The sequence below is a fragment of the Janibacter indicus genome, from assembly GCF_900176385.1.
Classification (GTDB): Bacteria; Actinomycetota; Actinomycetes; order Actinomycetales; family Dermatophilaceae; genus Janibacter; species Janibacter indicus.
Map to the genome: position 1 here is coordinate 301,134 of NZ_FWXN01000004.1, position 10,220 is coordinate 311,353.

Here is a 10,220-nt window from a genome sequence, read left to right on the forward strand (position 1 = left end):
TGGGCCAGTGGACCGGGGAGGTCCGCGAGGACGACGCCACACGACGAAGGGGGGATCCGCCGATGGATGCTGTCAAGACGGTCGAGACAGAGGTCCGCGAGCTCATCCGCCGCTCCGGGCTCGACCCTGTCCGCGAGACCGCCGAGGTCGCCGACCTCGTGCGCGCCGCCGTGTCCGACTACGACGAGCGCAGCACCCACGGCGGGCTGCCGATGCTCGGCAATGTCGAGGCCGCGGTCAAGTCCGTGCTCGACACCGTCGCCGGCTTCGGGCCCCTCCAGCGCTTCTTCGACGACCCGCAGGTCGAGGAGATCTGGATCAACAGCCCGAGCCAGGTCTTCGTCGCCCGCAACGGCGTCGCCGAGCTGACCTCGACCGTGCTCACCGCTGACGAGGTCCGCGACCTCGTCGAAAAGATGCTCAAGTCCTCGGGGCGACGCATCGACCTGTCGTCCCCCTTCGTCGACGCGACCCTGCCCGACGGCAGCCGGCTGCACGTCGTCATCCCCGACATCACCCGGGAGCACTGGGTCGTCAACATCCGCAAGTTCGTCGTCAAGGCCGACCACCTCGACGACCTCGTGCGGTTGGGCACGCTGACCAAGGAGGCGGCGACCTTCCTCCAGGCCGCCGTCGCGTCGGGGCTCAACGTCCTCGTCGCCGGCGGCACCCAGGCCGGCAAGACGACCCTGCTCAACTGCCTGTCGGCGGCGATCCAGCCACGGGAGCGGGTCGTGACCTGCGAGGAGGTCTTCGAGCTGAAGATCCCGCTGAGAGATGTCGTGTCGATGCAGTGCCGCCAGTCCAACCTCGAGGGACTGGGCGAGGTGCCGCTGCGGCGCCTGGTCAAGGAGGCGCTGCGCATGCGCCCGTCGCGGATCATCGTCGGCGAGGTGCGGCAGGCCGAGAGCCTCGACCTGCTCATCGCGCTCAACTCCGGGCTGCCGGGCATGTGCACGATCCACGCCAACTCGGCCCGCGAGGCGGTGACCAAGATGTGCACCCTCCCGCTGCTCGCCGGCGAAAACGTCGGCTCGCGCTTCGTCGTGCCGACGGTCGCCGGGTCGATCGACATCGTCGTGCACGCCGCGCTCGAGTCCGACGGCGTGCGCCGGGTGCGCGAGATCGTCGCGCTGCCCGGCCGGATCGAAAACGACGTCGTCGAGATCAGCGACATCTTCACCACCCGCGACGGTCGGCTCGTGCGCGCCGACGGCTACCCGCCGCACCGCGACCGCTTCCAGCGGGCCGGTTACGACGTCGCCGCCATCCTCGGGGGTGGGTCGCCGTGACCGGCGTGCTCGTGGGGGCCATCCTCGGGGCCGGGGTCTTCCTCATCTGGTGGTCCTGCTGGCCTCGTGAGGAGCGCCAGCGGGTCCAGCGGGAGAGTCGGGTCATGCGTGGGCTCGCCGACGACCTCGCCCAGGCCGGCTACCGCGGCATCGGGCCCCGACTACTCCTCGCCGCGTGCGGCATCGCCTTCCTGCTGATCTTCCTCACGGTCACCGCGCTCACCGGGGTGCCGGCGATTGCCCTGTGCTTCGCCGTCATGGCCGGCTGGGTGCCGGTCGCCGTCGTGCGGGTGCGGGCCCGCTCCCGCCGGGCGCACCTGCGGGACCTGTGGCCCGACGCCGTCGACAACGTCACCTCCGCCGTGCGCGCCGGCCTGGCACTGCCGGAGGCCCTCGCCCAGCTGTCGGTCCGTGGGCCCGAGGAGCTGCGGCCCGCCTTTGCCGACTTCGCCAGCGACTACCGCACGACCGGCCGCTTCAACGACTGCCTCGACCGGCTCAAGGACCGCCTGGCCGACCCCGTCGGCGACCGGCTCGTCGAGTCGCTGCGCATCGCCCGCGAGGTCGGTGGGTCCGACCTCGGCTCGCTCCTGCGGACCCTGTCGACCTTCCTGCGCGAGGACGCGCGCACCCGCAGCGAGCTCGAGACCCGCCAGTCGTGGACGGTCAACGCCGCCCGGCTCGCCGTCGCCGCGCCGTGGATCGTGCTCGCGCTGCTGTCGACCCGCCCCGAGTCCGTGCAGGCCTACAACACCTCGACCGGGGTGCTCGTCCTCGCCGTCGGGGCGGTGTCCACCGTGGTGGCCTACCGGATCATGGTGCGCATCGGTCGGCTGCCCGAGGAAGAGCGGGTGCTGCGATGACCGACCTGCTCCACGACATCGGCCTCGGTCGCAGCGGCGCCTTGCTCGGGCTGCTGCTCGCCCTGGGCGCCCTCCTCGTCTGGCAGGGGCTGCCGAGACACCGTCAGGCGACCCTCGACGACCGGCTCGCGCCCTACCTGCGCGACACCCCCAAGCCCTCGCGGCTCCTCGCCGTCGAGGACGTCTCGCTCACCGCCGTGATCCCGACCGTCCTGCGCCCCGTCGTCAGCGACCTGGCCCGCCGCGTCGAGCAGGTGCTCGGCGGCACCTCGTCGGTGCGGCGGCGTCTGCTGAGGGCCGGGCGCGTGCCCGACACCGACCACTTCCGCGCCGAGCAGGTCGTCTACGGCTTCGCCGGGGCGGTCGCGGGCGGGTTCCTCGGCATCGTCTACGTGACCGGGCAGGGGCGCTCACCCCTCTTCCTGCTCGTGCTCGTCGTCCTCGGCTTCGCCATCGGCGTCGTCGCGCGCGACTCGCTGCTCAGCCGTGAGGCCGACCGGCGTGAGGCCCGAATGCTCGCCGAGTTCCCCACCGTCGCCGAGCTGCTCGCGCTCGCGGTGGGTGCAGGCGAAGGCGCTGCCGGTGCGCTCGAGCGGGTCGTGCGGCTGTCCGACGGCGAGCTGTCCGACGAGCTCGGTCGCTGCCTCGCCGACGCCCGCGCCGGGGCCAGCCTGCCGGCCGCCCTGCAGGGGCTGGCCGACCGCACCGGCCTGGCCTCGTTGGCCCGCTTCGTCGACGGCATCGTCGTCGCCGTCGAGCGCGGCACCCCGCTGGCGGAGGTGCTGCGCGCCCAGGCGCAGGACGTCCGCGAGGAGGGGCGTCGCCTGATCATGGAGGCCGGCGGCAAGAAGGAGATCGCGATGATGGTCCCGGTCGTCTTCGGCGTGCTGCCCGTCACCATCCTCTTCGCCATGTTCCCGGGCCTCGGCTTCTTCCAGTTCCAGATGTGACCGACCAGCACGCACCAAGGAGAAAGACATGAACGAACAGCTCATCAAGGCGCACGTCCGCCTCACCGATGCCGTGCGGCGGGCCACTGCGCGCCTCGACGACGAGACCGGCGACGTGCCCGGCTGGGTCCTCATCACCCTGATGACCGCGGCCCTCGTCACCGGTATCTGGGCCATCGCGGGGGAGCAGCTCAAGGGCATGTTCGAGCGCGCGATCACCGGGGTCACCGGCCCCGACCAGGTCCACAATTGATCGGTGCCGCGAGGCTGCACGACGATCGTGGGTCGGCCGTCGCCGACTTCACGATGACCTCTGCGCTGCTGCTCTTCGTCTTCCTCGGGGTCTTCCAGCTCGGGCTGACGCTGCATGTGCGCAACACCCTCATCTCGTGCGCCTCGGAGGGGGCTCGCTATGGCGCACGTGAGGGGTCGACGCCCCAGGAGGGCGCCGGCCGGACCGAGGACCTCATCGGCCGCAGCCTGTCCGCCCGCTTCGCGGGTGACGTGACGGCGCGGGTCGACACCACGGCCGCGGGGGTCGACGTCGTCGTGGTCGACGTCAGCGCACCCCTGCCGGTCATCGGGCCCTTCGGTCCCGGCGGTGCGATGGACGTCACCGGTCGAGCCTTCGCGGAGACCCAGTGAGCGTCCGCGAGCGTCTGGCCGACGAAGGGGGGAGCGCCGTCATCGAGTTCGTCTGGCTGGCGATCCTGCTGCTCGTCCCGCTGATCTACCTCGTGCTGTGCCTGGCCCGGCTGCAGGCCGGCTCCTATGCCGTGACCCAGGCGGCTCGCGAGTCCGCGCGCGCCTTCGTCACCGCCCGCGACGATGCCTCCGCCTCGGCGAGGTCGCAGGCTGCGGCCGACATCGCCTTCGAGGACCAGGGCTTCCCGGGCATGGGCGAGGTCGCCGTCGACTGCACCGACTCGCCCTGCCTGACCCCCGGGGCGTCGGTGACCAGCCGCGCCGAGGTGAGCGTGCCGATGCCGCTCGTGCCCGCCTTCTTCCGTGAGGTGGTGCCGTTGGAGATCCCCGTCTCGGCGACCCAGACCGCGCCCGTGCCGAGGTACGAGGTGCGATGACCTCCCTTCGCGCTCGTGCCGTGGCCCGCTGTCGTGACGACAGCGGACAGCTGACCCTGCTCATCACCGGCCTGACCGTCGTCGTGCTGACGCTGATCATCGGGGCTCTGGCAGTCACCTCGGTGCAGATCTCGCGGATGCGTCTGCTCGACGCCGCCGACTCCGCGGCCCTCGACGCGACGGACGACAGCGCCAAGCTCGTCTACGACCGCGGTCTGGGCACGGACCTGCCGCTCGACGACGCGACCGTGCAGGCCAGCGCGGCCGACCACCTCGCCGGGCGCTCCCGGCCCCACGGCCTGGAGAGCTGGAAGGTCGCGAGCGGGACCGGCAGCCCCGACGGCCGGACAGCGGTGGTGCGCCTGTCCGGCGAGGCGGACCTGCCGCTCATCGGGGGACTGCTGCGGACCATGGGCGGCTCGGTCACCGTGACCGTCGAGTCCCGGGCCCGGGCCGGCGTGACACCCGGGTAGCCGGGCGGGTCAGGGAGCCTGCGTGTCGGGGTGGGTTCGGCGTGCCCAGTCGGCAACGGCGGCCCCGACGATCGCGGGCTGCTCGAGGTGGACGTTGTGCCCGGCCGCGTCGACGACGAGTGCGCTCGCACGCGGGTAGTGGGGGAGCAGCCGCAGCTGGTCCTCGTAGCCGACGACGTGGTCCTGCCGTCCGGCCACGACGAGTGTCGGCCCCCGAAAGGTGGGGCCGCGCTCCTCGGGGACGGTGCCGAGCGCGTAGTCGGCGGCCAGCCGTTGCATCGCGGCCGGGTCGGCTGCGCGCACGCCCGGCAGCGCCCAGCGCTCGAAGGCAGCCCACGAGTCACGGGTCTGCCGCACCGCCATGCCGGTGAACTCGTCACGGTCCGCATCCGTCAGCTCGGCGAGGAGCTCCTCGTCGCGGTCGACGACGGTGCGCTCGGGCCGGGTGCGGCGGGAGGCGTCGGGGTCGACTACGGGTGCGATGAGGGCCAGTCCGAGGACCTGGTCGCCGAACTGGGCCACGAGGTGCCGGGCGAGCAGTCCGCCGAGGGAGTTGGCGACGAGCGCGAAGGGGGCCGAGCCGACCAGTGCGGAGGTGGTCTCGGTGAGCCACTGCGCGAGGTGGGGCAGGCCCCCTTCGCCGGTCAGGGCCGGGGTGCTGCCGAAGCCGGGCAGGTCGAGGTAGGTGCGCTCCCACGCGCCGCCCTCGGCCAGGGAGTCGTCCAGGGCGAGGAGCAGGCGGTGGTCGACGCCGTTGCCGTGGACGGCGATGAGCGGGACGCTGGCTCCGTGGCGCACAACGTGTGGGTGGGTCATGCGAGCAGCCAAGCACAGGGCCGACGGCCCGTCTTGCTCGGCGACGGTGGTGCGGGCGACGTTTCCGGGATGCGCACTCGGCGCCCGCGTGATGAAGTCGGGTGGGGACTGTTTCGCGACGTCTGTCGCGGCCGACCGAGAGGACATCTATGCGCCCGACACTGACGCGATCCACGCAAGCGGTGGCCTGTGCCGCAGCGCTGCTCGTCCTCACTGCGTGCGGTGGCGACGCTGACGGTGAGAGGGTGAGTACCACGAGCTCAGTGGCCAGCTCGTCCTCCTCGAAGCCGGCGTACGACGACGAGTACGCCTACTCCGAGGCGAAGAAGAGCAACGAAGCGCTGCTCTCTCATGACTCGAACAAGCCACTGCCGGAGGACGTTGAGTGGGCCACGGCGAACTACATCAAGACGTACAACGAAGCTCTCGATGCGATCCAGGAAGCCGGAGCGAAACAGCGAGGCAACGTGTCTGTTCAAGCAACACATCTTGCAGAATCCAAGCCGGCGGCCCCAGGGGGATGGGACCTATCGATGTACCAGTGCAGCACCTCCACGGTGCGCCTGTACAAGGGAGGCAAGGATGTCACTGCCCACCCCTTGGATCCCAGCAAGCCCCTGCCGAAAGGGTCACGGAAGAATGTTCACCTGTTGAACTTCACCACCCCCGATGACGGCAAGACGTGGCAGCTCGACAAGGCCCAGATCCTCAGTGGCAAGGACGCGAAAAACTCCCCGTGCGAAGTCAGCTAGTGGGGAGAGGAACTACTACTCCGTGAGTTTTCGAAGCCGACCGAGAGGACATCCATGCGCCCGACGCTGACCCGATCCACCCAGGCCATGGCCTGTGCCGCCGCGCTCCTGACCCTCGCGGCCTGCGGCGGAGACGCCGACGGCGAGAAGACGAGCGCGTCGAGTAGTTCGACGTCGTCGGAGCCGACGTACGACGACGACTACGCCTACGCCGAGGCCAAGAAGATCGCTCCGATGATGCGCAAGATCGCCGCCGGCAAGCCCCTGCCTAAGGATACTGAGTGGGCGACGGCCTCCTACATCAAGGCTTACAACGACCAAGTCGCTTCCCTTAAGAAGAAGGGCATCACGGAGAAGGGCTCCGTGACGATCGACTCGATGCATCAGGACGCATCGAACCCGGACGCTCCCGGCGGCTGGGATATGACCATGTACGAGTGCAGCACCTCCACCGTCCGCTACTACAAGGACGGCAAGGACGTGACCGGCACTCCCGGGGACTCGAACACGCGGCTCCCAAAGGGGCCCCATGAGAACGTCCACCTGCTGAGTTTCACCACCTCGGACGACGGCAAGACCTGGCAGCTCGACGAAGTTCAGCAACTGCTGGGCAACGACGCAAGGCAGTCGCCATGCGCAAAGTGACCGTGCTCGGATCGGCCGCAGCCTTCACGCTCACCGTGGCTCTGCCCGCATTGGCGGTCCTCCCCACCGATGTCATCGTCAGCCCAGCGGGCAAAGGAGTCGTCGAATTTGGCGCTGATGACGAGTGGGGTGGTGGAGGCGGCGGTGACGGGGGCGGCGGTGACGGAGGCGGCGGTGACGGAGGCGGCGGTGACGGAGGCGGCGGTGACGGGGGCGGAGCGCCAGCCGCCGATCCCGCAGCGAGGCCGGTGGCTGCATCTCCGTCCCGGCCACTGACTGCTGAGGAAGAGTCTCGTATTGCTGCGGGCCTCGGAGCGTGCGTCGGCGCGAAGATTGTCTCTGGAACTGCTGTGTCTGGATGTTTTGGGTCGGTACCGGAGGTTTCCGTGGTTCCGGCTGGCCAGCCTGCTCGTCCGCGGGTGTCGGTGGCTTCTGTCCGTCAGGAGGCCGTGGACCAGATCGCTTTGACGAAGCCTGATCTACAGGCCTCGCCGTGCCTCTCAGATGCCGATTCGTGTCGGGGCACGGTGGGTGTGCCGGTGTGGTTGTGGGTTGGTGAGGGAGACGGTGGTTTGCCGAGCGAGTCGGCATCGGCGACGGCTGGGCGTTTCTCGATTCAGGCGACGGCGAAGGTGTCGCAGGTGAAGTGGTCGCTGGGTGATGGTCAGACCACGGTGTGTTCGGGCACGGGTACGAAGTATGACGAGGCTGCGCATGGGTGGTCTGCTCCGGAGTGCGGGTTCGAGCACGGGTGGAAGAAGGCGGGGACGTACACGTTGACGGCGACGTACGTCTGGGACATCTCGTGGAGCGGTGACCAGACGGGGAGCGCGACGCAGCTCATGTCCTCGACCCAGCAGGTCACTGTGGGTGAGCTGCAGAGCGTGGTCAGCAAGAACTAGTTCCCTCCGGGGCGATTTCAGCGCCCGAGTACGGAGGATGTCGTTGTGATTTCAGGGGGATTTAGTACTGATGAGTGTTGAGATCGCGTCCGAGTCGACCGCGCCGGCGGCGGGTCCGCCGGTGACCAGGTCGGCATCGGAGCAGGTGAGCGCGGTCAAGCCGCGCCGCAACGTGCGTCTGGTTCTGCTGGGTGTGGCGATGGCGGTGGTGTTCGCGCTGCTGGCGGTGTGGGCCGTCAACCGCGCCGGCGAGGCCCGCAGCGTCGTGGTGGTGACCAAGGACGTGCAGGCGGGCGACCAGCTGCGAGCCTCGGATCTGGCCACGACCCAGATTCGCGGTGGGGAGGACGTCAGCACCGTGTCGGGTCAGGACCTGGGGTCGCTGGTGGGGCGGCGGACCACACGCGCCCTGCCGGCGGGCACGTTGGTGGACGAGGCCTCCTTCGTGCAGCGGATCACGCCGAGGAGCGGGGACGCGATCGTGCCGATCTCCGTCACCTCCGCGCAGTACCCGGCGAGCGGGCTGGAGCGGGGCGACACCGTGCGGGTGGTCGTCACCGGCGGTGGTCAGTCGATCGAAGGTCTGGAGCCGGGGACCGCGTTCACCGGGGTGGTGCTGTCTCTGGGCGAGCCTGACGAGAAGGGTTCGATGACGGTGGACGTGTCGATCGCGTCGGGTGATGCTCCTTCTGCCGCCGCGGCGGCCGGTACCGGACGGGTCGCGATCCTCAACGTCGCGCCGGGTGGTACGGGCACGACCGATGAGGACGGCTGATCCGGGGTGGCTGTTCACATCCTGACGTCGCTGAGCGGTTCGCCGGGCGTGACCTCGACGGCGCTGACCTGGGCTCAGGTCAGCGACCGTCCAACCCTGCTGGTGGAGGTCGACCCTGCTGGGGGGTCGGCGATGCTGTGTATCGGGTGGCAGGGCGCGCACCCGCACAATCGATCCGTCCTCGATCTGGCCGGTCACCCGACGAACGAGTACGTGGCCAGGGTCTGGGAGCTGGCGATCCCGTTGCCGCAGCGTCCTCGTGGTGCGTGGTTGGTCCCGACCGTGGGCAACGTGGCACAGATGCGCTCGTTGGTATCGGTCTTCGGGCCGCTGGCCGAGGCTCTCGCGCAGATCAGTCGGGAGTCCCATGTCGACGTCCTGGTGGATCTTGGGCGTTTGGGGGCGGCGGGGCCCTCGACACAGCTGTGGTCCCACGCGGACTCGGTGCTGCTCTTCACGGACACGACGCTGTCGGCGTTGAACACGCTGGCCGTCGGTGCCCCGGTGCTGGCGGACGAGCTCGATGCCATCGGTGCCCGCCACCGGTTGGCGGTGGTCCCGGTGCTGGGCGATGCGAAGGGGGAGTCCCACCGCCCGTACGGCGCCCGCGAGATCAGTGGGATCACCTCGGGTATCCCGGTGCTGGCGGGTGTGGCTCGGGATGGCAAGGCCGCCGGGTCACGTACCTGGGGCAAGCGGGGGCGGTACCCGCTGAGCGTGCGTCGCCTGATCGGTGCGGTGGATCAGCACACCCGCGGCGCAAACGAGTACCTGGCCGTGGCAGGGGGCGGCGCATGAGCCCCAAGCAGCAGCCCGATCCGTTGCAGCCGACCGACCTTCCGCTCTTCGCGCAGCGCCCGGCACCCAGTGCCCGTGCTCTGGCCGGGGCCGTTCCCGGTGCATCCGGCAGTGGGGCGCCGGTGCCGCCGCCACCCTCGTCGTCTCCTCGTGGGGTAGGTCCTGATGGCGACGACGAGGACACGCGTGAGGTCCCGGTGGTCGCCGCCTCCCGCCTGGAGGTGGGCCGCGCCGCGAAGGTACTCAGCGGTGATCGTCAGGGGCAGATCCGCCAGGCGCTGGAGCGGCTGGAGCGGGTGGACTGGGAAGCGGTGCAGCACCTGCGCAGCCAGGTCAGTGCTGCCCTGACGCTGGTGTCCGCCGACACCGTGCTGGACGAGTCCCGGCATCGGGCGACGGTCTCCCGCTTGACGATGCAGGCCATCGAGGACTGGGTGCAGGACCGGATCGCGCGTGGTGAGGGGCCATTGGCCCTGGACGCCCAGAATGCTCTGCGCGGGGCAGTGCTGGACTCGATGTTCGGTGCCGGGCGACTCCAGCCGTTGCTGGACCTGCCGGGGATCGAGAACATCGAGATCGAGGGGCACGACGGGGTCACGCTCGAGTTCAGCGACGGCTCCCTGGAGACCGGTCCGCCGGTCGCGGACAGCGACGCCGACCAGATCTCGGAGATCCAGCACCTAGCTGTACTCAGCCAAGAGGTTGGTGACACTCCGTGTCGGGGTTGACGTAAGGGAGGACCCCCGGGTGCGGTGGGTGATGTCTAAGTCGCCTACCGACCGGAGGTCCTCATGTCCCACGGTAATGCCCGCCTGAACCAGCACGGTCGTGAACTGCTCGTCGAGCGGGTCATCGGTCAAGGGTGGGCGGTG

14 protein-coding genes are annotated in these 10,220 nt (G+C 70.0%); 13 read left to right on the forward strand and 1 reads right to left on the reverse strand.

All coding sequences use genetic code 11. The annotated features are described in order from the left end of the window. The first annotated feature begins 62 nt into the window (after window positions 1-62). From B9B60_RS06625 to B9B60_RS06655, 7 genes are read left to right on the forward strand one after another with little or no spacing between them, the layout of a single operon-like run. Window positions 63-1,292, forward strand: a complete 1,230-nt coding sequence (locus tag B9B60_RS06625; protein WP_084450380.1) for a TadA family conjugal transfer-associated ATPase — start codon at window positions 63-65, stop codon at window positions 1,290-1,292. Next, window positions 1,289-2,155: a type II secretion system F family protein gene (locus B9B60_RS06630; RefSeq protein WP_185220565.1), complete on the forward strand. Its 867-nt coding sequence runs from the start codon at window positions 1,289-1,291 to the stop codon at window positions 2,153-2,155. The genes B9B60_RS06625 and B9B60_RS06630 overlap by 4 nt, the downstream gene beginning before the upstream one ends. Then, complete coding sequence (locus tag B9B60_RS06635) at window positions 2,152-3,105, forward strand: type II secretion system F family protein (protein ID WP_084450381.1); 954 nt, start codon at window positions 2,152-2,154, stop codon at window positions 3,103-3,105. The genes B9B60_RS06630 and B9B60_RS06635 overlap by 4 nt, the downstream gene beginning before the upstream one ends. A 28-nt stretch (window positions 3,106-3,133) precedes the next feature. Continuing rightward, the gene (locus B9B60_RS06640) at window positions 3,134-3,358 is read left to right on the forward strand and encodes a hypothetical protein (RefSeq protein WP_084450382.1); all 225 of its coding nucleotides are present in this window, start codon (window positions 3,134-3,136) and stop codon (window positions 3,356-3,358) included. Beyond that, on the forward strand, window positions 3,355-3,750 hold the full coding sequence (locus tag B9B60_RS06645) for a TadE family protein (RefSeq protein ID WP_223277614.1): 396 nt from the start codon (window positions 3,355-3,357) through the stop codon (window positions 3,748-3,750). Before B9B60_RS06640 ends, B9B60_RS06645 begins: the two co-directional genes overlap by 4 nt. Continuing rightward, the gene (locus B9B60_RS06650) at window positions 3,747-4,187 is read left to right on the forward strand and encodes a pilus assembly protein TadE (protein ID WP_084450383.1); all 441 of its coding nucleotides are present in this window, start codon (window positions 3,747-3,749) and stop codon (window positions 4,185-4,187) included. Before B9B60_RS06645 ends, B9B60_RS06650 begins: the two co-directional genes overlap by 4 nt. Further along, window positions 4,184-4,660 carry a pilus assembly protein TadG-related protein gene (locus B9B60_RS06655; protein ID WP_084450384.1) on the forward strand — a complete coding sequence of 159 codons (477 nt, stop codon included), beginning with the start codon at window positions 4,184-4,186 and terminating at the stop codon, window positions 4,658-4,660. The genes B9B60_RS06650 and B9B60_RS06655 overlap by 4 nt, the downstream gene beginning before the upstream one ends. 9 nt (window positions 4,661-4,669) lie before the next feature. Here the strand turns inward: B9B60_RS06655 and B9B60_RS06660 are convergent, their stop codons facing one another. Beyond that, the gene (locus B9B60_RS06660) at window positions 4,670-5,476 is read right to left on the reverse strand and encodes an alpha/beta fold hydrolase (protein ID WP_084450385.1); all 807 of its coding nucleotides are present in this window, start codon (window positions 5,474-5,476) and stop codon (window positions 4,670-4,672) included. A 263-nt stretch (window positions 5,477-5,739) separates the two neighbouring features. On the opposite strand from B9B60_RS06660, the gene B9B60_RS06665 reads away from it, so the two are divergent. The 6 genes from B9B60_RS06665 to B9B60_RS06695 all read left to right on the forward strand — a co-directional run bounded on the left by B9B60_RS06665 (window position 5,740) and on the right by B9B60_RS06695 (window position 10,076). Beyond that, entirely contained in the window at window positions 5,740-6,228 is a 489-nt protein-coding gene (locus B9B60_RS06665) for a hypothetical protein (RefSeq protein ID WP_143445466.1), read from the forward strand. A 54-nt stretch (window positions 6,229-6,282) separates the two neighbouring features. Then, a complete protein-coding gene (locus B9B60_RS06670) occupies window positions 6,283-6,873 on the forward strand; it encodes a hypothetical protein (RefSeq protein WP_084450387.1) in 591 nt (196 codons plus the stop codon). 641 nt (window positions 6,874-7,514) lie between these two features. Beyond that, window positions 7,515-7,775: a hypothetical protein gene (locus tag B9B60_RS06680; protein ID WP_084450389.1), complete on the forward strand. Its 261-nt coding sequence runs from the start codon at window positions 7,515-7,517 to the stop codon at window positions 7,773-7,775. Between the two features lie 70 nt (window positions 7,776-7,845). Continuing rightward, window positions 7,846-8,550 carry an SAF domain-containing protein gene (locus B9B60_RS06685; protein WP_084450390.1) on the forward strand — a complete coding sequence of 235 codons (705 nt, stop codon included), beginning with the start codon at window positions 7,846-7,848 and terminating at the stop codon, window positions 8,548-8,550. A gap of 6 nt (window positions 8,551-8,556) precedes the next feature. After that, window positions 8,557-9,348: a hypothetical protein gene (locus tag B9B60_RS06690; protein ID WP_084450391.1), complete on the forward strand. Its 792-nt coding sequence runs from the start codon at window positions 8,557-8,559 to the stop codon at window positions 9,346-9,348. Further along, window positions 9,345-10,076, forward strand: a complete 732-nt coding sequence (locus B9B60_RS06695) for a hypothetical protein (protein ID WP_143445467.1) — start codon at window positions 9,345-9,347, stop codon at window positions 10,074-10,076. Before B9B60_RS06690 ends, B9B60_RS06695 begins: the two co-directional genes overlap by 4 nt. Window positions 10,077-10,220: the final 144 nt, after the last annotated feature.

Excerpts from the sequence above, each read along its gene's own strand:
- B9B60_RS06625 (WP_084450380.1), top strand. The coding sequence starts at position 63 with ATGGATGCTGTCAAGACGGTCGAGACAGAGGTCCGCGAGCTCATCCGC.
- B9B60_RS06635 (WP_084450381.1), top strand. The coding sequence starts at position 2,152 with ATGACCGACCTGCTCCACGACATCGGCCTCGGTCGCAGCGGCGCCTTG.
- B9B60_RS06640 (WP_084450382.1), top strand. The coding sequence starts at position 3,134 with ATGAACGAACAGCTCATCAAGGCGCACGTCCGCCTCACCGATGCCGTG.
- B9B60_RS06655 (WP_084450384.1), top strand. The coding sequence starts at position 4,184 with ATGACCTCCCTTCGCGCTCGTGCCGTGGCCCGCTGTCGTGACGACAGC.
- B9B60_RS06660 (WP_084450385.1), bottom strand. The coding sequence starts at position 5,476 with ATGACCCACCCACACGTTGTGCGCCACGGAGCCAGCGTCCCGCTCATC.
- B9B60_RS06670 (WP_084450387.1), top strand. The coding sequence starts at position 6,283 with ATGCGCCCGACGCTGACCCGATCCACCCAGGCCATGGCCTGTGCCGCC.
- B9B60_RS06685 (WP_084450390.1), top strand. The coding sequence starts at position 7,846 with ATGAGTGTTGAGATCGCGTCCGAGTCGACCGCGCCGGCGGCGGGTCCG.
- B9B60_RS06695 (WP_143445467.1), top strand. The coding sequence starts at position 9,345 with ATGAGCCCCAAGCAGCAGCCCGATCCGTTGCAGCCGACCGACCTTCCG.